The organism is Alsobacter metallidurans (assembly GCF_014636935.1).
Lineage (GTDB): Bacteria > Pseudomonadota > Alphaproteobacteria > Rhizobiales > Beijerinckiaceae > Alsobacter > Alsobacter metallidurans.
The window spans coordinates 1542135-1562337 of record NZ_BMES01000002.1 but is presented as its reverse complement, the minus strand read 5'-3'; the positions used below and the strand labels follow the sequence as shown (position 1 = coordinate 1562337).

The following is a 20203-nucleotide window of genomic DNA, read 5'->3' as shown; positions in this document are numbered from 1 at the left end:
AGGGGGAGCGTGCGAGCCGGGGGCTCGCCGTCCGGGGCGTTCTAGCGGCTGATCGGCCGAGTCGCCTGGTCGAGCCAGACCGCCGTGTCGCCGCCGACCATGGGGCCGATGATGGCGCGCACCTTCGCGTGGTAGGCGTTGAGCCAGTCGAGCTCGGCGTCCGTGAGCAGCGAGGGCTCCACCAGCGCTAGGTCGATGGGCGTGAAGCTCAGCGTCTCAAAGCCGTACATCTCGCGCTCGGCGCCGGGGATGTCGCGCGGCTCCACCAGGATCAGGTTCTCGATGCGGATGCCGAAGGCGCCGCCCTTGTAGTAGCCGGGCTCGTTGGACAGCATCATGCCGGGCTCGAGCGGCGTGGTTCCGAGCTTGGAGAGGCGCTGCGGGCCCTCGTGCACGGACAGGTAGCTGCCGATGCCGTGGCCGGTGCCGTGGTCGAAATCGAGGCCGGCCTCCCAGAGGGGGCGGCGCGCGAAGCTGTCGAGCTGGGCGCCGGACGTGCCCTTGGGGAACACCGCCGTCGCGATCGCGATGTGGCCCTGGAGCACGCGGGTGAAGCGGTCGCGCATCTCGGCCGTGGGCTCGCCCACCGCCATCGTGCGGGTGATGTCGGTGGTGCCGTCGCGGTACTGGCCGCCGGAGTCGATCAGGAAGATGCCGGGCTCGATCGGCCGGTTGGAGCGCTCGGTGACGCGGTAGTGCGGGATGGCGGAGTTGGGGCCCGCCCCCGAGATGGACGGGAAGCTCACGTCGGCCAGCGCGCCGGTGTCGCGCCGGAACCCTTCCAGCGCCTCCACGGCGGAGATTTCGGTCTGGCCGCCGCGCGGGGCCTCGCGCGCGAACCAGGCGAGGAAGTTCGCCATGGCGGCGCCGTCGCGGCGGTGGGCGGCGCGGGAGCCCTCGATCTCGGCCCCGTTCTTCACGGCCTTCAGCAGCGCCACCGGGCAGACGCCCACGTCCGGCGTTCCGCCGGCCTTCTCGACCACCGCGACGAGGCGGCGGGAGGCTGTGGCGGCGTCGAAGCGGACTTTCAGCTTGGCGGCGCCGAGCGACTGCAGGCTGCGATCGAGCTGGCCGGGATCGCGGACGTCGGCCATGTCCTCCAGGGTGGAGCGGACCTCGTTGGAGAGCTTGCAGGCTTCGAGGTAGAGGCTGGGCCGGCCCTCGCGCGGCACGATCGCGTAGCCGAGCGGCAGCGGCGTATGCGAGACGTCGCCGCCGCGGATGTTGAAGGTCCACGCCATGGCGTGCGGGTCGGTGATCACCAGCGCGGCGTCGCCGAGCTCGGCCAGCCGGGCGCGAACACGGTCGAGCTTGGCGGAGGCGGGCTCGCCCGCGTATTCGAGCGGGTGCAGCGTCACGGGCTCGATCGGCGGCGCGGGGCGCTCGGTCCAGATCGCGTCAACGAGGTTCGCGTCGGTGGGGACCAGCGTGGCCCCGGCGGCCGTGCAGGCGCGCTCCAGGCGCTTCACGCCGTCATGGGTGTGAAGGTTGGGATCATAGCCGAGCTTCTGGCCCGGCTTCAGGCGCTTCTCCAGCCAGCCCTCGGGCGGCGCGTCGATCAGGTGTTGCGGGGCGAACACGGCGACGTCGACCTGCTCGCGCACCTGCACGGTGTAGCGACCATCAACGAAGATTGCGGCCTCTTTCGTGAGCACGATCGCGAGGCCCCAGGAGCCCGTGAAGCCGGTCAGCCAGGCGAGGCGCTCATAAGCGGGCGCGACATATTCGTTCTGGTGCTCGTCCGTGCGCGGGATCACGAAGCCGTCCAGGCCGCGGCGAACCAGCTCGGCCCGCAGCGCGGCGACGCGGCTCGCTCCGTGGGCTGGATCCGCCTTTTCGTCGAACGACTGGAACACCGCTTTAGCCATCACGCACCTGCCTGCTGCAACCGGCCGCAAGCCGTGCACGAGGCGCTTGGCGGCGTCAAGGCGCCGCCCGGTGTCGTCAAGACGACGGCGTCAGAAGCTCCGGAGCGCGCCCGCGCCGCCGCTGCGCACCTGCAGGGTGGCCCAGCCCTCCAGCTCCATGCGGCGCACAAGATGGAGGCCCTGGGCCCGATAGGCGGCCAGCACGCCGGGCACGTCGCGCGGGATCAGGCCCGAGAGCACCACGTCGGCTCCGGGGGCGGCCACGGAGGCGATGCTGGGCGCGAGGCGCATCAGCGGGCGGGCCAGGATGTTGGCGAAGATCAGGTCATAGAACCGGCCGCGCATCAGCGCCGGGTGGCCGACGCCCTTGGCGACGACCGGCTGCAGATAAGCGCCGGCCTTGTTGTTGCGGGCGTTCTGGCGGGCGGCCTCCACGGCGACGGGATCGATGTCGCCGGCCGCCACGGGTCGGTGGAGCGCCCGCGCGGCCGCGATCGCGAGCACGCCGGTGCCGGTGCCGACGTCGAGCACATGCGTGGGGCGACGCTGCTTCAGGATCTGGTCCAGCATGAGAAGGCAGCCGCGCGTGGTGCCGTGATGGCCGGTGCCGAACGCAAGTGCGGCCTCGATCTCGATGCCGATGCTGGCGCCCGGCACATGGTCGCGGTCATGGGAGCCATGCACGGTGAAACGCCCGGCGCGCACCAGGCTGAGGCCGTCGAGCGAAGCCTTCACCCAGTCCTTCTCGGCGATGGTCTCGAACACGATCTCGCGGGCGGCCTCTTCGCCGGCCGCGATTGCGATGAGTTCGCGCAAGCCATCCTGGTCCGGGGGCTCGGAGAAGTAGACCTCGACCTCCCAGGCCAGCGTCGCCTCGTTCTCGAAGGCCGCGGCCGCCGTTTCGGCGGGGTCGAAGCTCTCGACGAGAATGTCGGCGACCCGGCGCGCGGTGTGCTCGTCCGTGACGAGACGCGCCAGGTGGGTGGGGCGGTTTGGATGCAGACCTTCGAGCATGCGCCCTTATACAGCGGCGTACGCCACTGTCACGGCCCGGACAGGATGGAACCTCGCTTCGGCGCCTATCGTTGCACAGGCGAGGCCCAGTCGCCGTTCCAGGAAGCAATCATGTCCGTCTTCGCCTCCCGCACGTTCCGCCCGCGCCGCAAGTCGCGGCTGAGCGCGACCGCCGTCAGCCTCGTCTCGATGGCGCTGGTGGGCGCGATCGCGGGCTTGCTCGAGCGCAACCCCGGGGGGGCCTCGGATCGCGGCCATGACGACGATCCCGGCCGCAAGGAGCATGGCGGCCTGCTGGACGCCGCCCAGCCGGGGCGGGGACGCACGGCGACGAGCCCGGAGCAGATCCCCGCCAAGGGCTGGAAGGACATCCTGTTCCGCGTCTACGAGGAGATCAACGACGACCGTGTGATGGCGAATGCGGCCGGCGTCACCTTTTACGCCCTGCTGGCGCTGTTCCCGGCGATCGGCGCGTTCGTGGCGATCTACGGGCTGTTCGCCGATCCGGCGACGATCCAGCAGCACCTCGACCAGGCCAAGGACATCCTGCCCTACGGCGCCGCGGACATCATCGGCGAGCAGCTGAAAAGCATCACCTCCAAGGAGACCAGCACGCTCGGTTTCACGTTCGCAATCGGCCTCGTGGTTTCGCTGTGGAGCGCCAACTCAGGCATGAAGGCGATGTTCGACGCCCTGAACGTGGCCTATGCCGAAAAGGAGAAGCGCTCCTTCGTGTGGCTCAACCTGCAATCACTCGTGTTCACCCTGGGCAGCTTCATCTTCCTGGTGCTGACGCTCGGCACCGTGGTTGCGGTGCCGCTGGTGCTGCACGTGCTGCCGCTGGGTCCATTGGCGGGTTGGGCGGTCGCGATCGCGCCCTGGATCGTGATGCTGGGGGTGATCGTGCTGGCGTTGGCCGTGCTCTATCGCTACGGCCCGAGCCGCACCGAGCCGCAATGGCGCTGGGTGTCGCCCGGCAGTCTCATCGCGGCGTTCCTGTGGCTTGCGGCCTCGGGCGGGTTGTCGCTCTACGCGTCCAACTTCGCCAATTACGACAAAACCTATGGGTCGCTCGGCGCGGCGATCGGCTTCATGATCTGGATGTGGGTGTCCACCATCATCATCCTGGTCGGCGCCGAGCTGAACTCGGAGGTCGAACACCAGACCGCGCGCGACACCACCAAGAAGGGCGGCGCCCCAATGGGCGCGCGCGGGGCCAAGATGGCGGACACGATCGGGAAGGCGAAGGCGTGAATTGCCGAGCTCGGGAGAACTGCTAAGCTCCTGCCATTAGGCGCAGGACATTTCAGGGATGAGTCTGGATCGGGATAGCCCGACAATCATCCGTCGTTTGCGTTCGGAAGGATGGACGCTGCTCAGGATCACAGGGTCATATCATGACTTCGGCAAGGCAGGCCATTTTGGTATCGTGACTGTCCCGTATCCGTAGCGGGACATACCAATCGGCACGGGCCGAGCGATTCAGAAGCAGGCTGGGTGGGCGTGAGGACATCGGCATGAAGCCCTACATCGCGCTCGTTTCCAAGGATCCGGACAGCGCCTACGGGATGGTGTTCCCCGACGCGCCAGGATGCTTCTCGGCTGCCGACGAACTCGACGACATCTTCGCAATGGCGAATGAAGCCCTCGCGGGCTGGACCGAGAGCATGATCGAGGGCGGGTTCCCCCTCCCCAAGACGCGCGACCTCTCCGAGATCAAAGCCGATCCGGAATGGGCCTCCGACTTCCCTGAGGCCGTGATGGTGATCGCGATCGAGCCGCCCGCTCAGGCGCGCGCCGCCGTGGCTGCTTAGGCAGTCGCTCCAACCCGCAGGAGCTGCCTACAAAGAGTGGCTAAAGCTGGCTCATGCGGGCCGAGATGACCGGACGATCATCGTCGTCGGCGCTCACCCCGCCCGCTGGACGAACCCGTCCAGCACCATCTTGCGGCCGGCCTTGTCGAAATCGATGGTGAGCTTGTTGCCGTCGACCGCCGCCACCGAGCCGTTGCCGAACTTGACGTGGAACACGCGGTCGCCGGTTGAAAAATCGCTGCCGACGCTGGACTTCGCCACGAGCTCGCCCTCGATCAGCAAGGGGCCCTTGCGGGCCTGCCCGCCGCCAAAGCCGCTCTGCCTGCTCTCGCCGAAGCCGCCGCCTCCCGTTTCGCGCGACCGCGCCTGGGCGCGCTGCCATCCCGGCGTGTCGTAGGTGGAGCCGCTGAACGGCTGCGCCCTGTCGAAGCGGCTGCCGCCATAGCCGCCATAATGAGCCGGGGCCTCGGTGACTTCCACATGCGATTCCGGCAGCTCGTCGACGAAGCGTGACGGGATGGTGGATTGCCACATGCCGTGGATGCGGCGGTTGGAGGCGAAATAGATCTTGGCCCGGCGACGGGCGCGCGTGATGCCCACATAGGCCAGGCGGCGTTCTTCCTCGAGCCCGGCCTTGCCGCTCTCGTCCAGCGCGCGCTGGTTGGGGAACAATCCCTCTTCCCATCCGGGCAGGAACACGGTGTCGAACTCCAGGCCCTTGGCGCCATGGAGCGTCATGATCGACACCTTCTCGGTGCTGTCGTTGTCCGAGGCCTCCATGACGAGCGACACGTGCTCCAGGAAGCCGCCGAGGTCCGGGAACTCCTCCATGGAGCGGACGAGCTCCTTGAGGTTCTCCAGCCGGCCCGCGGCCTCGGCCGTGCGGTCCTTCTGCCACATGTCGGTATAGCCGGACTCTTCCAGAACCAGCTCGGCGAGCTCGTTGTGCTTCATGCCGTCGATACGGGAAGCCCAGCGTCCGAACGCCGCCATCAGCTCGCGCAGCGTGGAGCGGGGCTTCGGCTTGAGCTCATCGGTCTCCACCATCTGGCGGGCGGCCTGCATCAGCGGAATGCGAGCCTTGCGGGCGTAGACGTGGAGCTGCTCGATGGTGGCGTCGCCGAGGCCGCGCTTGGGCGTGTTGACGATGCGCTCGAAGGCGAGGTCGTCCGTGGGATTGGCGACGCAGCGCAGATAGGCGAGCGCGTCGCGGATCTCCAGCCGTTCGTAGAACCGCGGGCCGCCGATGACCCGGTAGGGCAGGCCGAGCGTGACGAAGCGATCTTCGATCTCACGCATCTGCGCCGAGATGCGCACCAGGACGGCCATCTGGGCGGGCGAGTGGCCCTTGTGCTGCAGCGCCTCGATCTCCTCGCCGATCAGGCGCGCCTCCTCCTCGGAATCCCACGCGCCCGTGAGCGTCACTTTCTCGCCGGGCTCGTCCTCGGTGTGGAGAGTCTTGCCGAGCCGGCCCTCGTTGTGGGCGACCAGGTGGGAGGCGGAGGCCAGGATATGGCCGGTGGAGCGGTAGTTCCGCTCCAGCCGCACCACGGTCGCGCCCGGGAAGTCGTGCTCGAAGCGCAGGATGTTGTCGACCTCGGCGCCGCGCCAGCCATAGATCGACTGGTCGTCGTCGCCCACGCAGGACACGTTGCGGCGGCCCTGCGCAAGCAGGCGAAGCCACAAATACTGGGCGACGTTGGTGTCCTGGTACTCGTCCACCAGGATGTACTTGAACCGCTCCTGGTAGCTCTGGAGCACGTCCGGGTGCTCGCGGAACAGGCGCAGGTTCTCCAGCAGGAGGTCGCCAAAGTCAGCGGCGTTGAGCTGCTTCAGGCGCGCCTGGTAGGCGGCGTAGAGCTTGCCGCCGCGGCCATTCGCGAAGGCGGCGGATTCACCGGCCGGGACCTTATCGGGGGTGAGGCCGCGATTCTTCCAGCCGTCGATGAAAGCCGCCAGGGCGCGGGCCGGCCAGCGCTTCTCGTCGATGTCCTCCGCCTGAATAACCTGCCGCATGAGGCGGATCTGGTCGTCCGTATCCAGGATGGTGAAATCCGAGCGCAGGCCCACGAGTTCGGCGTGGCGACGCAGGATCTTGGTGCCGACGCTATGGAAGGTGCCGAGCCAGGGCATGCCCTCGGCCACGCCGCCGAGCAGGTGGCCGACGCGCTCCTTCATCTCGCGCGCGGCCTTGTTGGTGAAGGTGACGGCAAGGATCTGCGAGGGGAAAGCGAGCCCCGTTGCGATGATGTGCGCGATGCGCGTGGTGAGGACGCGCGTCTTTCCGGTTCCCGCGCCGGCGAGCACCAGCACGGGACCCTCGGTGGTCTCGATCGCGCGGCGTTGCTCGGGATTGAGGTTCTGCAGATAGTTGGCCTGCTGGCCGCCCGACACGCTGGCGCGGGCGCGCGCGGCGAGGCCGCCGGGACGCGGCTGGTAGTCGTCGTCGAGGCTGAGTGGATTGCTCACGAATGATGTCCGTCGAGGCGACCGATGCGAACCCGTCGCAGGGATGCGGCGGCGAGGCACATCAGAACGGTCGCGCTGGTTCCGATTCGTTCTCCCGCCAAAATGAAGCGAAAGGGGGGCGGAGTCGACGGGGAGCCTGAAAGGAGAGACTTCAGCCGCCGTGCGCGGTTGTTCTGCGACACGTGCAAAGTTCGCAATGCGGGCATTCAGAAGGTCTGAGCCGTAAGAGACGGGTCAACAGGCCAGCGCGGTTGCGCGGCGGCGCCTTTGTTCGTGGCTGAGAACATGGCTGTGCTGCCGCCATCGCCGGGATAGCTCTGTCCGTGGTCATGGTGACGTCCCTGGGCATGCTTTATTCTTTTGGGCATGCCGATTGAACTTGGTTGTACAGTCGGCGAATTGCGATCGGGTGAAGAAACACTCTGAAACGATCATGAAGATCTTGCATCCCATGGTGGTGTTGTTGCTTCGTAAGCGTAGGGATTGCACCACCTGGCCTTGCCCGGCTGCGGCCAGCCGTGTGATCCTCCGGCGGGGGAATCAATGTCGCAAGCGCTGTTCTGGGCCACGGTCGTGGCGGGTTTCATCTACGCGGTCACGCCCGGGCCTGCATTTCTGGCCGTGTTCGCGCTGGCGGCGCAGCATGGGCGCGGCGCCGGCGCACGGTTTCTGTTTGGGCATCTGGCTGGCGACCTGCTGTGGGGCGCTCTGGCGTTGGCCGCCATCGTGGGCGTCAACCAGATCGGCCCGGCGTTGTTCGATGCGCTTGGCGTCGGGTGCGGCCTCTACTTGATCTATCTCGGCTGCAAGGCGGCGTTCTCGCGGGGCGGGGGCGAACCCGCGATCATCGGGAGCCTCCGGCCGATCCGGGCCGGGCTGCTGTTCGGCGTCACCAATCCGAAATCCTATCCGGTGTCGCTGGCGGTGTTCACGGCCCTGACGGTGCGCTATGCGGCCGAGATCGACTGGAGCGCCGCCCCGGCGCTGATGGGCGCGGCCGTGATCGGGTTCTTTCTGGGCTACATCGTGGTGCTGTTCTGGGCTGGGCTGCCGCTGGTGCGGCGGTTCTTTTTGCGGCACGGGCGCGTGGTGACGCGGGTGGTGGGCGTGATGTTCATCCTGTTCGGCGCCAAGTCGCTGGTGGACGCAGGGCGAAGCGTCGCGTCGCGGGCCTGACGTCAGGGTCAGTGCACGCCGGACGGCGCCGCGCGGGCGCGGGCCGGCATGCCGATGACGCGGCCGAGCGCTTCCGGGTGGGGCAGGCCCGAATGGGCCGCCTTCATAATGGCCAGGCTGGCGAACACGTCTGCCGGGAAGGGGGCGACCTTGCGGCTGTCGAGGTCGACGTGCAGCATCATGTTCTCGGAGGTGGCCGACAGCCAGAACTCGGAGGCGTGCCGCAGCTCCATGTAGACGTGAAGGCGCTTCTCGTCGAAATCCAGCAGCTGGATGGTGGCGCGGACCGGATCCTCCAGCCGCAGCTCGCGCTTGTACTGGACATGGCACTCGGCCGTGAAATAGGAAGCGCGGCGCTCGCGGACATAGTCCTCGCCCAGCCCCACCATCGCGAAGGCCTCGTCGACGGCGCGGTCGAACAGGACGTTGTAGTAGGCCATGTTGAGGTGGCCGTTGTAGTCGATCCAGCCGGGCTCGATCCTCATCGTGGAGGATACAAAGGGGGCAAAGAAGAACGCGGCGCTCTCGGGGGTCCGTTTCATGAAACCCTTCTGGTCTCGATCTCGACGGGCGCGCCCCCGCGCTTCGGCGGGCGGCAGGTTGCCGGTTTCGGCAAGCCGGCTAGGATGATCCCCAAACAGCCACGCGAAGGCAAGACGCAATGACGATTTCACCCGCCGCACCGGCCTTCGACAAGCCCGCCCGGCCCGACGCCGAGGCGCTTGCGGCGGTCACGCTGGCGCTCACGCGGCAGTTCGGCAATCGGACGGTGACCAGCCAGGCGGTGCGCGAGCAGCACGGGCACACGCTGACCTGGGTGGCGAACCAGCCGCCGGACGTCGTGGTCTATCCGGAGACGACGGAGGAAGTCGCCACCATCGTGCGGCTCTGCGCGATACACCGCGTGCCGATGATCCCGTTCGGGACCGGCACCTCGCTGGAGGGGCACGTCAACGCGCCGTTCGGCGGCGTCTCCATCGACACCAGCCTGATGAAGCGCGTGGTCGCGGTGCACGCGGAGGATCTCGACTGCGTGGTGGAGCCGGGCGTCACCCGCAAGATGCTGAACGAGCACCTGCGCGACCAAGGGCTGTTCTTTCCTATCGATCCGGGCGCCGACGCATCGCTGGGCGGCATGGCGTCGACCCGCGCGTCGGGCACCAACGCGGTACGGTACGGCACCATGAAGGACAACGTGTTGTCCATCACGGCCGTGCTGCCGAACGGCGAGATCGTCAAGACGGCCCGGCGGGCGCGCAAGTCCTCGGCCGGGTACGATCTCACCCGGCTGCTGATCGGCGCGGAGGGCACGCTGGGCGTGATCACCGAGCTGACGTTGCGGCTGCATGGCATCCCGGAGGCCGTATCGGCGGGCGTGTGCTCGTTCCCGAGCATCAAGGCGGCGTGCGACGTCACCATCGCGACCATCCAGTCGGGGCTGCCGGTGGCGCGGATCGAGCTGGCGGACGCCGCGCAGATGCGGGCGATCAACATTTATTCCAAGCTGTCGCTGCCCGAGCAGCCGATGCTGTTCGTGGAGTTCCACGGCACCCATGCGGGCGTGCGCGAGCAGGCCGAGCGCTTTGGCGAGATCGCGGCGGAATATGGCGGCGGCGCCTTCGAGTGGGCGACCAAGCCGGAGGACCGGACGCGTCTGTGGCAGGCCCGGCACGACGCCTACTGGGCCGCGCATGCGCTGCGGCCGGGGGCCAAGAGCCTGTCCACGGACGTGTGCGTGCCGATCTCGCGGCTGGCCGAGTGCGTGGAGGACACGCAGGCCGACATCGCGGCCACGGGGCTGCTCGCCCCTATCGTGGGTCATGTCGGGGACGGCAACTTCCACGTCCTGCCGCTGTTTGACGCGGACGACCCGGACGAAGTCGCCAAGGTGAGCGCCTTCGTGGAGCGCATCGTCGAGCGGGCGCTCGCGATGGAGGGCACGTGCTCGGGCGAGCATGGCATCGGCCAGAAGAAGATGAAGTACCTCCCGATGGAGCATCCGCCCGCCACATTGGATGCGATGTGGGCGATCAAGCGGGCGCTGGATCCGCTCAACATCATGAATCCGGGCAAGATCCTCCCCTCGTGACATCCCGGACACGCCGAATGGGCGAATGAGGCGGGCGGCGCGCCCGCGTCACCCTCGCGCCATAGAGTCGGCTAAGGTGGGCCAGCTTCGAAACCCAAGAGCCGAGACCCTTTTTCTTGCGTGATCTTCTGACCGGCCTGGCCATCCTGGTGATCGTCGCCCTCGCGACGGCGTTGGTCGGACCGTATTTCGTCGACTGGACGGCGCAGCGCCCGCGGATCGAGGAACGGCTCACGCAAGCCTTCGGCCTGCCCGTCACGGTGGCGGGGCCGATAGAAGTCCGCTTGCTTCCCTCGCCACATCTCGACCTGCAGACCGTTTCGGTGGGGCAGGCGGGGCGCGGGCTAACGCTGTCGGCCGACCGGGTGCTGGCGGAAATCTCCGTGATGCCGCTGCTGCGTGGCGACATTCGCGTGGTCGAGGCGACGCTGGACCGGCCATTGCTGGAAGCGACCGTGACGCCGGATGGCGCCATCCAGGGTCAGGACGCGATGGCGCAGGCGAGCGACGGCCTGCGCGCCGCCGCCATCGAGCGGCTCGTGCTGCGTGACGGAACCGTGCGGGTGCGCGACGCCGCCTCGGGCCGGGTTTCGGCGCTGGAGGACATTGACGGCGAGGCGGACGCCCAGGCGTTGCTGGGGCCCTGGAGGGCCAATCTGCGGGCGCGCATCGGCGACAACCCGGTGGACCTGCGTCTCGCGACGGGCGCGCCCGAAGAGCAGGGAACCCGCGTCAAGCTCGTGCTGCAAGCCATCAATGGGCACCAGCGCGGCGAGGCGGATGGGCGCATCCAGTTCGACGCCGCGGGCGTGGCCGCGTTCGATGGTCGCCTTCTGGCTGGCGGGCGCCTACGCTGGCCGGACAAGGACGGCTTCGCGCTGCGGCCATGGACGCTGGGAGCGAACCTCAAGCTGCGCAATCGCACAGGCGACCTGAGCCAGGCCGAGATCGAGGCCGGCGGCGACGAAATCCCGGTGAAGCTCAGCGGCTCGGGCCAGCTCGACCTGCAGGGCGAGCCGCGCCTCGCGCTGACGCTGGAAGCCAAGCAGATCGACCTCGACAAACCGTTCACGCTGCAGGGGCGCACCGCGCCCGCGCCGGCCGAGGTTCTCGGCGCCTGGATCAACGCGTTCGGGATGGACGATGCGGGCGCGAGCCCACCCCTGCGGGTCGCCGTGGGCGTGAAGGTCGGCTCGCTTCTCGTGGGCGGCGACGTGGTGAGCGGCGCCCGGGCGTCTCTGGCGCTGGGCGGGCCCGGGCTCACGATCGAGCAGTTCCAGGCCGCGCTGCCGGGCTCGAGCGACCTGCAACTCGCCGGCCAGGCGGCGTTCGGGCAGGGCGGCCGGCTCGACGGCCGAATTCGGGTCACCTCCAAGGACGCGTCGCGGCTGCTCGGCTGGGCCGAGGCAGAGCGCTCAGGGCGGTCAAACCGACTCGGCGACGCCAAGGACATGGCGGCCGAGGCCGATGTTTCGCTCTCCTCCGCCGTGATGGCGGCGCGCGGGCTGAAGCTGCGGGTGGAGCGCTCGACGCTGCAGGGAACGGTGCGCTTCACTCCGCCGGAAGCGACCACGCGGGGGCGCTTCGAGGCCCAGTTGACGTCCGACGGCCTCGCGATCGAACAGGCTCCGGATGTCTCCACGCTGGCGGCCGCCGCGCAGGGCGTCGACGTCGCGATCACGCTCAACGCCCGCAATGTGCGTGTCGGCCAGGCGCGTGGACCGACGGTCGGGGCTGGGCGACTCAGCGTCAAGCTCTCGGTCGGGGCCGAGGGCGTCTCAATCGACATGCTGGACATCGCCGATGTCGGCGGCGCTTCCGTGACGGCGTCCGGGCAGGTCGGCGAGAAAGGCGGGCGGCTGGACGCAACCGTGGACGCACGCCGGGTGGAGCCGCTGGCCGAGCTGCTGAAAAAGGTCGCGCCGGGCCGGTTCCCGGGCCTCCTCGCCACGCGGGCGGCCGCGCTCAGTCCGTTGAAGCTCAAGATTTCGGCCACACGCGCGGCCGGCGTAGCAGGGGCGACCGAGATCAACCTGGATGGAACCGCGGCAGGCTCGCGGCTTGCTGGGGCGGCGACGCTCGGCGGCGGCCAGTCGGCCGACCGGGTGACGATGAGTTTCAAGCTGGATGCGACCGAGAGCGCGCCCTTCCTGCGCCAGCTCGGTTTCGAGGCGTTGCCGCTTTCGGGCTTTGGTCCAGGCCGCCTCGCCGTGGATGTCGACGGCCGCTTCGGCGGCGGCGCGACGTTGCGGCTGTCCGGCTCGGCGGCGGGCTCGACGCTCGCCGGCGAAGGGCGGATCGGCCAGACCACGGCAGACCCCGACGTTTCCGGCGCCTTCACGCTGAGCGCCGCCGATGCGGCGCCGCTGATGCAGCTGCTCGCCTTGCCGGGCCCCGACAGCCTGAGCCGTGCGCCCCTGCAGGCGAAGGCCAGCGTGACAATCGCGGAAGCCAAGTGGGCGCTGTCCGACCTGAACGGCCAATTCGGCGGGCAGCCCTTCAGCGGCAAGCTCGGGCTCGACCTGGAAAAAGCCACGCTCGATGGCTCGCTGGCGTTTGAGCGCCTCGCTTTGGCCGGGGTCGCGGGCCTTTCGCTCGGTCCAAGCCAACCGCCTATCGCGGGCGCCCTCTGGTCGTCCAGCCGCTTCGGACCGGTGCTTCCGCCGCCTTTCGCGACGCAACTCGCCATCTCGGCCAAGGCGCTCGACCTTGGCCAGGGATGGACGGCCGACGACGCGCGCTTCGCATTGCGCTGGACTCCCGACCTTCTGGAGGTGTCGCAAGCGCAGGCCTCGTTCATGGGCGGATCGGTCGGGGGTGGGTTCCAGTTGCGCCGCCAGGGCGGCCTCGCCAACGCATCGGGCAAAATCAGCCTCGCGGGGGTCTCCCTGCCGGCCTTGCTGCCCGACGCCGGGATGGCCGGGGCCCTGGACGGCGAGATCGACGGGGCCGCCGCGGGTGAAACGCCGTCGGCGCTCGTGGCCGCGCTCTCGGGCGGGGGGCGCACACGCATCCGGTCTCTCATCATCCCGCGTTTCGACCCGGCGGCCTTGCCCGCCGTGGCGGCGTCGCTCGATGCGCAGAGCGAGGTCGGGGATGTGCAGAAGGTGGCGGCCGCGTTGCGGACGGCGCTGGACCGTGCGGGACTCCAGGTACCCCAGCTCGACCTTCCGGTGACGCTGAGCAACGGCGTGGCCCGGCTTGGGCCGGCGTCGATCCAGGGCGCCACGTCGGCGCAAGGTTCGGCGATGCTTGATCTGCGCACTGCCCGGTTCGACGGCCGGGCCGCGCTTTCGGCGGAGCCGCCGCCGGGCTGGTCCGGTCCCGCGCCGCAGGCGGGGCTGTCCTGGCGCAAGAACCGGACGGGGCCGGCCGAACGCGAGCTCGACGTCTCGCTGCTCACCAACACGCTCACAACCCACGCGGTGGCGCGCGAACTCGAAAAGGTGGAGGCCGCGGAAGCCGACCTGCGCGAACGCTCCTTCTTCGTGCGCCGGCTCAAGGCCGAGCGTGATCGGCTGGAGCGCGAGCGCCAGGAGGCCGAAGCGGCCCGCGCCGCCGAGGAGGCGCGGATCGCCGAGGAGGCCCGCAAGGCCGAGGAGGCCCGGATCGCGGCCGAAACCAGGCGCCTCGAGGAGCAGCGGGCGGCCGAGCGCAAGGCGCGCGAGGAGCAGGCGCTCCGCGAGCAGGCGGCGCGCGACCAGGCCGAGCGCGAACAGGCCGCGCGCGACGCCGCCGCGGAGGCGGCCCGCAGGGAGGCCGCGAGAATCGAAGCCGCGCGAACCGAAGCCGTGCGTCTCGACGCCGAGCGGCAGCGCGTGGAGGCCGAACGGGCCGCGCGGGCCCAGGCGGCGCGTGAGGCGGCTCCGGCGACCAAGGACGACTCAGGGGCGGCCGAGGCGGCCCGCATCATGGGCCAAGCCACGCCGGACCTTCGCGTCCCGCAGAGCCCCGGCAAGCCGGCTTTCACGGAGCCTGGTCAGCCGTCGGCGCCCTGACGGCGGTAATGCGCGAGAACGGCGATCCGGATCGCCGAGGACAGGTTCTCGCCGTTACGCGCGGCGTCGATGGTGGCGATCAGGCCGTTGAGGCTCGTGTCGCGCGCCTGCGCGATCTCCTTCAGGGCGTCCCAGAAGGGCTCCTCGATCGATACGCTGGTGCGATGTCCGGAGAGCAAGACGGATCTCTTCACCACGCGCGAGTGCGGCGCGCTCATGTTTCGTCGTCGGGGAAGCGATGGGGCTGGACGCGGTCGCCGTCAGGCTGATCGCGTTCGAGGCGATGTCCTTCGAGGCGCCTGGCGGCGAGGTCGTCGATTTTCGCGGTGAGGGTGCGCTCGGCCTTGGGACGGCCGAAGCGGGCGCGGTTTTCATCCGCCTTGGCGTCCGCCTGGGCGCGCGCCTTGGTTTTGCGGGCGCGCCGCAGGTTGATGATCTCGGCCATGCCCAGCCGCCGCCAAATCAGGTCTTCTTGCGGAACGCGTCGAGGCTGACGACTTGCGCGCCGGACTTGTCGTCCGCATCGGCGTCTTCGCCCTTGTCGGCCGCGGGCTCGCTCGCTTCCACCTTGCGCAGGGGCAGGGCGGCAGGCGCCGACGCGATCGGCGTCGGGGCGGCGTCCTCGTCGGGCTCGGCTTCGTCGTTGTCGGCGCTTTCGGCTCCGGACAGCTCGAATTTAAGGCCGAACTGCACGGACGGATCAAAGAAGCCCGTCAGGGCGTCGAACGGGATCAGCAGGCGCTCGGGGATGCCCGAGAAGGACAGACCGACCTCGAAGGCGTGCTCGGTCTGCGACAGGTCCCAGAACTGGTGCTGCAGCACGATCGTCATCTCCTCCGGGTACTTCTCGCGAAGACGGCTGGAGATGCGCACGCCCGGATCACCCGTGCGAAACGAAATGTAGAAGTGGTGTTCGCCCGGCAGGCCCACTGTGGCGGCGTCGGCGAGGACCTTGCGGACAACGCCCTTGAGCGCGTCCTGCACCAGAAGGTCGTAGCGGATGAGGTCCTGCGGCATTCCCGAACCGGAGCGGAGAAAAAGGAAAGTGGAGGCTTCTGTTGCCAGGCGCCTCCGAGCCCCGCCTTACGGTGCTACCCGCAAGGGCTTTGTTTAGGTTTCAGAAACCGCTTACGCGGCCACCGCAACCTGAGCATAGTTGTCGTTGGCAACTATAAGTTTAGCCCGATAACGGCGGTACCATGCCGAGCGAAAGAGCACCTTTTACACCCACGTCGATCCTGTTTCGCCCCCGCCGGAGCCCAGCTCCGGAGAGCCGAGACTGGGTTCTGGTGGAGGCGCCGGGTACCGCCCCCGGGTCCGTAAGGCTTATTCTGATGACCGTTTATCGCCATAGACGCCCTTGCGGGCGACAGGAGTGAATATAGGGCCTCGGCTCCGCGAACGGAAGGGGCGGGGGGCGAAAACCGTCCCGACAGGCGCTGGGGCGCCGCTTTCGCCAAGCGTAATATCGGAAAAGTTGTGAAGAGGAGCGCGGTCGGTGATGGCCGGCGGTCCGCAATGGCATAAGGTCCGGCGAAGAGGATTCTGCGATGCAAGCCTACCACGACCTCCTGCGCCGGGTGATGACCGAGGGCGTCCGCAAGGCGGATCGCACCGGAACGGGCACGCTCAGCGTGTTCGGGCACCAGATGCGCTTCGACCTGGCCGACGGCTTCCCGATGGTCACGACCAAGAAGCTGCACCTGAAATCCATCGTGCACGAGCTCCTGTGGTTTCTGGCCGGGGACACCAACGTGTCTTACCTGCAGGCCAACGGCGTGAGCATCTGGGACGAGTGGGCCGACGACGAGGGCGAGCTCGGCCCGGTCTATGGCAAGCAGTGGCGCAGCTGGGAAAAGCCGGGCGGCGGCACGGTGGACCAGATCCGCTGGGTGCTGGACGAGATCCGCCGCAACCCCGATTCGCGCCGGCTGGTGGTGTCGGCCTGGAACCCGGCCGATCTCGACAAGATGGCGCTGGCGCCGTGCCACTGTCTGTTCCAGTTCTATGTCGCGGAGGGCAGGCTCTCCTGCCAGCTCTACCAGCGCTCGGCCGATATCTTTCTCGGCGTGCCGTTCAACATCGCCAGCTATGCGCTGCTGACCGCCATGGTGGCGCATGTGACCGGGCTGAAGCCGGGCGAGTTCGTGCACTCCTTCGGGGACGCGCACCTTTATTCCAACCACATGGAGCAGGCGACGCTGCAGCTGTCGCGCGCGCCGCGGCCGCTGCCCAGGCTGACCCTGAACCCCGACGTGAAGAGCCTGTTCGATTTCGCGTATGAAGACGTGATCATCGAAGGCTACGAGCCGCACCCCGCCATCCGCGCGCCGGTGGCGGTCTGAATCCCGGACCTTTCATGAACCAGCACATCCGCCCCGCCGTTCGCGGCGACGCCCCGCTCGTGATGCAGCTCATCCGCGAGCTCGGCGAGTACGAGCGCCTGGCGCACGAGATCGACGCCACGCCGGAGATGATCGGGGAGGCGCTGTTCGGCGAGGAGCCGCGCGTGTTCTGCGACATCGCCGAATGGGCCGGCCAGCCGGTGGGTTTTGCGCTGTGGTTCTACAACTTCTCCACCTTCCGGGGCCGGCACGGCATCTACCTGGAGGACCTGTTCGTGCGGCCGGACGCGCGCGGCCACGGCCTCGGCAAGGCGCTGCTGGCCAACCTGGCCAAGCGCTGCGTGGCCGAGAACCTGGCCCGGCTGGAGTGGCAGGTGCTGGACTGGAACGAGCCGTCCATCGCGTTCTACAAGGCGCAGGGAGCCGAGACGCTTGACGATTGGCTCAAGTGCCGCGTCACCGGCGAGGCGCTTTGGCGTCTTGCGGACCAGGCGCGGTGATGGCGACCCTTCCGCTCGTTAGCGTGGTGGCGGCCGCCGAGAACGGCGTGATCGGCCGCGACAACGGGCTGATCTGGCGGCTGAAGTCCGACCTGCGGCGCTTCCGCGCGCTCACGATCGGGCGGCCGCTGATCATGGGGCGCAAGACTTTCCTGTCGATCGGCAAGCCGCTGCCCGGGCGCGAAACCATCGTGCTGACGCGCGATCCGGCGTTCGCGGTCGATGGCGTGCATGTGGCGCATGATCTGGACGAGGCCCTGAGGCTGGGCCAGGAGATCGGCGCGCGGCTGGGGGCCGACAGCGTCGTGATCGCGGGCGGCGCACAGGTCTACGCCGAGACCATGGGGCTCGTGGATGCGATCCGCCTCACCGTGGTGCGGGCGAGCCCGGATGGCGACGCAGCGTTTCCGGCCGTGAGCGCGGCGGAGTTCCGGCAACTTGCGCGCGAGGATCATCCGGCCGGGCCGGACGACGAGTTCGCATTCTCGTTCGTGGACTATGAGCGCATCCGGGCGCAGCCGGGCGGTTAAGCCTGACCGCGGCTTTTGCGCCGGTTCGTCAACCATCCGGCCGAGCCTCCGTTGACGAAGCGCAGACGAAACCCCACTTCCGTGCCATAAACACGCCGCGCGCCCTCGGGCTCGCGAGCGATAACCAGCCAGAGCGGAAGAAGGACAGCTGGATGCCGTGGAGCAATCAGAGCGGCGGGGGAGGACCCTGGGGGCCGCGCAAGCAGGGACCGTGGGGAACGGGCCCGCAGGGCGGCGGCGGCGGCAACGGTGCGCCGCCTGATCTCGAAGAGCTCCTTCGGCGCAGTCAGGACAAGCTCCGGCAGGTGATGCCCGGCGGCGGCGGCATGGGCGCCAAGGGCGCGGCCGCGATCACGCTCGGCGCGGTGCTCCTTTGGCTGGCGACCGGCTTCTACACCGTGCGGCCCGAGGAGGTCGGCCTCAACATGGTGTTCGGCCGCTACACGGGCACGACCCAGCCGGGCCTGAACTACAACTTCCCGTCGCCGATCGGCAGCGTCGAGAAGCGCGCCGTCACGACCGTGAACACGACCGAGGTCGGCTACCGCAGCGCCGAGGGCGCGCGCCGGAGCGTCGGCTTCCGCGATGTCAGCGAAGAGAGCCTGATGCTCACCGGCGACGAGAACATCGTCGACATCGATTTCGCCGTGCAGTGGCAGATCAACCCGGCCCGCGCGGCCGACTACGTGTTCAACATCCAGGCGCCGGAGGCCTCCGTGAAGGCCGTGGCCGAAGCCTCGATGCGCGAGGTCGTGGGCCGCCGCAACATCCAGCAGATCCTCACCACCGACCGCGGCGCGATCGAGACCGAGGTTCGGCAGCTGATGCAGGACGTGCTGAACTCCTACAAGGCCGGCGTCGAGATCCGCCTCGTGCAGCTGCAGAAGGTGGACCCGCCGCAGCAGGTCATCGACGCGTTCCGCGACGTGCAGGCCGCCCGGCAGGACCAGGACCGCGCCCGCAACGAGGCCGAGACCTACGCCAGCAAGGTCGTGCCGGAAGCGCGAGGCGAGGCCGCCCGCATCGTCCAGGAGGCCGAGGCCTATCGCGAGCGCATCATCGCGGAGGCGAACGGTTCGGCGAGCCGCTTCAAGCAGGTCTACGAGGAATACCGGAAGGCTCCGGACGTGACGCGTGAGCGCATGTATCTGGAGACCATGGAGCGCGTCTTCGGCGCGTCCGACAAGATCATCATCGACACCAAGAACGGCAACGGCCAGGGCGTGGTGCCCTATCTGCCGCTGAACGAGCTCCAGCGCCGTCCGACGCAGGGAGCGCAGAAATGAACTCGACCACTCGCCTCGTCGCCATCATCGTGGCGCTGCTCGCCGCGGTGCTGCTCTACAGCTCCACCTTCGTGGTGCGGCAGACCTCCCAGGCGCTCGTTTTCCGCTTCGGCAAGGTCGCCCGGCCGCCGATCACGGAGCCGGGCCTCTACGTGAAGGCGCCGTTCATCGACGTCGTGGTTGACCTCGACAAGCGCATCCTGGATCTCGAGCTGCCCTCGCAGGAGGTCATCGCGTCCGACCAGAAGCGCCTCGTGGTGGACGCCTTCACGCGCTATCGCGTCATCGACGCGCTGCGCTTCTACCAGAGCGTCGGCACCGTGAGCGGAGCCAGCGCGCGTCTCACCTCCATCGTGAACTCGACGGTGCGCTCCGTGCTCGCCGACGCGAGCTTCACGGGCGTGGTGCGCACCGACCGCCAGACGCTGATGCACAAGATCCGCGACGACGTGAACCGCCAGGCCAACGGGCTCGGCATCGAGATCGTCGACGTGCGCCTGCGGCGCGCCGACCTGCCGGAACAAAACAGCCAGGCGGTGTTCCAGCGCATGCAGACGGAGCGCCAGCGCGAGGCGGCGGACATCCGCGCCAACGGCTCGCAGATGTCGCAGACCATCAAGGCCAAGGCCGACCGCGACGTGGTCGTGCTGCGCGCTGACGCGACGCGCCGCGCCGACGAGTTGCGAGGCAACGGCGAGGCCGAGAAGAACCGGCTGCTCGCGGACGCCTTCAACCGCGATCCGGACTTCTTCTCCTTCTACCGGTCGATGCAGGCCTACGAGGCGTCGATGCGGTCGGGGGACACACGGATGGTGCTGTCGCCAGACTCGGACTTCTTCCGGTACTTTGGCGACCCTGTCGCCAAGAAGGACCAGCAACGGCTTCCCGCCACGCTGGCGCCGGCTCCGGCTCCGGGCGTCTCGACCGCGGCTCCGCCCGCGCCGGGCGAGCCGAAGCCCTGAGGATTGGCCCGGGGGCGCCTTTGGGCGCCCCTTCGTCCTCGCGAGCAGCGGAGCGACGTGGCGATCCAGCCGGTCGGCTCGATGACCGGCGTCAGCTGGATTGCTTCGCTCTGCTCGCAATGACGGCGTCGTGGCCCGATGAGGTCACGAAG

The 20203-nt window shown here is 68.8% G+C and carries 17 protein-coding genes and 1 other RNA gene; 10 read left to right on the top strand and 8 right to left on the bottom strand.

Annotated elements, in window-relative coordinates:
• Positions 1 to 41: 41 nt before the first annotated feature.
• Entirely contained in the window at positions 42 to 1868 is a 1827-nt protein-coding gene (locus IEV99_RS17795; RefSeq protein WP_188519066.1) for an aminopeptidase P family protein, read from the bottom strand.
• A 90-nt stretch (positions 1869 to 1958) separates the two neighbouring features.
• Positions 1959 to 2882, bottom strand: coding sequence for a 50S ribosomal protein L11 methyltransferase (locus IEV99_RS17790; protein ID WP_188519065.1), 924 nt, complete (start codon positions 2880 to 2882; stop codon positions 1959 to 1961).
• Between the two features lie 111 nt (positions 2883 to 2993).
• Here IEV99_RS17790 and IEV99_RS17785 point away from each other — a divergent pair, with 111 nt between their 5' ends.
• Both IEV99_RS17785 and IEV99_RS17780 read left to right on the top strand, forming a co-directional pair.
• On the top strand, positions 2994 to 4136 hold the full coding sequence (locus IEV99_RS17785) for a YihY/virulence factor BrkB family protein (RefSeq protein ID WP_188519064.1): 1143 nt from the start codon (positions 2994 to 2996) through the stop codon (positions 4134 to 4136).
• Between the two features lie 263 nt (positions 4137 to 4399).
• A complete protein-coding gene (locus IEV99_RS17780) occupies positions 4400 to 4696 on the top strand; it encodes a type II toxin-antitoxin system HicB family antitoxin (protein WP_188519063.1) in 297 nt (98 codons plus the stop codon).
• A gap of 93 nt (positions 4697 to 4789) precedes the next feature.
• Here the strand turns inward: IEV99_RS17780 and IEV99_RS17775 are convergent, their stop codons facing one another.
• Complete coding sequence (locus tag IEV99_RS17775) at positions 4790 to 7165, bottom strand: ATP-dependent helicase (protein WP_188519062.1); 2376 nt, start codon at positions 7163 to 7165, stop codon at positions 4790 to 4792.
• Between the two features lie 543 nt (positions 7166 to 7708).
• On the opposite strand from IEV99_RS17775, the gene IEV99_RS17770 reads away from it, so the two are divergent.
• Entirely contained in the window at positions 7709 to 8341 is a 633-nt protein-coding gene (locus IEV99_RS17770; RefSeq protein WP_188519061.1) for a LysE family translocator, read from the top strand.
• An 8-nt stretch (positions 8342 to 8349) separates the two neighbouring features.
• Here IEV99_RS17770 and IEV99_RS17765 read toward each other — a convergent pair whose 3' ends face one another.
• Complete coding sequence (locus tag IEV99_RS17765; RefSeq protein ID WP_188519060.1) at positions 8350 to 8883, bottom strand: thioesterase family protein; 534 nt, start codon at positions 8881 to 8883, stop codon at positions 8350 to 8352.
• A 119-nt stretch (positions 8884 to 9002) separates the two neighbouring features.
• Between IEV99_RS17765 and IEV99_RS17760 the strand changes: the two genes are divergently transcribed.
• Both IEV99_RS17760 and IEV99_RS17755 read left to right on the top strand, forming a co-directional pair.
• The gene (locus IEV99_RS17760) at positions 9003 to 10430 is read left to right on the top strand and encodes an FAD-linked oxidase C-terminal domain-containing protein (RefSeq protein WP_188519059.1); all 1428 of its coding nucleotides are present in this window, start codon (positions 9003 to 9005) and stop codon (positions 10428 to 10430) included.
• A gap of 116 nt (positions 10431 to 10546) precedes the next feature.
• On the top strand, positions 10547 to 14428 hold the full coding sequence (locus IEV99_RS17755) for an AsmA family protein (RefSeq protein WP_188519058.1): 3882 nt from the start codon (positions 10547 to 10549) through the stop codon (positions 14426 to 14428).
• Here IEV99_RS17755 and IEV99_RS17750 read toward each other — a convergent pair.
• The 4 genes from IEV99_RS17750 to ssrA all read right to left on the bottom strand — a co-directional run bounded on the left by IEV99_RS17750 (position 14410) and on the right by ssrA (position 15839).
• A complete protein-coding gene (locus IEV99_RS17750) occupies positions 14410 to 14646 on the bottom strand; it encodes a ribbon-helix-helix domain-containing protein (protein WP_188519057.1) in 237 nt (78 codons plus the stop codon). The genes IEV99_RS17755 and IEV99_RS17750 overlap by 19 nt on opposite strands.
• Positions 14643 to 14873 carry a DUF4169 family protein gene (locus IEV99_RS17745; protein WP_188519056.1) on the bottom strand — a complete coding sequence of 77 codons (231 nt, stop codon included), beginning with the start codon at positions 14871 to 14873 and terminating at the stop codon, positions 14643 to 14645. Before IEV99_RS17745 ends, IEV99_RS17750 begins: the two co-directional genes overlap by 4 nt.
• A 17-nt stretch (positions 14874 to 14890) precedes the next feature.
• Positions 14891 to 15445, bottom strand: a complete 555-nt coding sequence (locus IEV99_RS17740; RefSeq protein WP_188519055.1) for an SspB family protein — start codon at positions 15443 to 15445, stop codon at positions 14891 to 14893.
• Between the two features lie 27 nt (positions 15446 to 15472).
• Positions 15473 to 15839, bottom strand: a transfer-messenger RNA (tmRNA) gene (ssrA, locus tag IEV99_RS17735).
• 139 nt (positions 15840 to 15978) lie between these two features.
• Between ssrA and IEV99_RS17730 the strand changes: the two genes are divergently transcribed.
• The 5 genes from IEV99_RS17730 to hflC all read left to right on the top strand — a co-directional run bounded on the left by IEV99_RS17730 (position 15979) and on the right by hflC (position 20051).
• Positions 15979 to 16773, top strand: coding sequence for a thymidylate synthase (locus IEV99_RS17730; RefSeq protein ID WP_188519054.1), 795 nt, complete (start codon positions 15979 to 15981; stop codon positions 16771 to 16773).
• A 14-nt stretch (positions 16774 to 16787) separates the two neighbouring features.
• Complete coding sequence (locus IEV99_RS17725) at positions 16788 to 17273, top strand: GNAT family N-acetyltransferase (protein WP_188519053.1); 486 nt, start codon at positions 16788 to 16790, stop codon at positions 17271 to 17273.
• Positions 17273 to 17803, top strand: coding sequence for a dihydrofolate reductase (locus IEV99_RS17720; protein WP_188519052.1), 531 nt, complete (start codon positions 17273 to 17275; stop codon positions 17801 to 17803). Before IEV99_RS17725 ends, IEV99_RS17720 begins: the two co-directional genes overlap by 1 nt.
• Before the next feature lie 152 nt (positions 17804 to 17955).
• On the top strand, positions 17956 to 19089 hold the full coding sequence (gene hflK, locus IEV99_RS17715) for an FtsH protease activity modulator HflK (protein WP_188519051.1): 1134 nt from the start codon (positions 17956 to 17958) through the stop codon (positions 19087 to 19089).
• Positions 19086 to 20051, top strand: a complete 966-nt coding sequence (hflC, locus tag IEV99_RS17710; protein ID WP_188519050.1) for a protease modulator HflC — start codon at positions 19086 to 19088, stop codon at positions 20049 to 20051. Before hflK ends, hflC begins: the two co-directional genes overlap by 4 nt.
• The last annotated feature ends 152 nt before the right edge of the window (positions 20052 to 20203 follow it).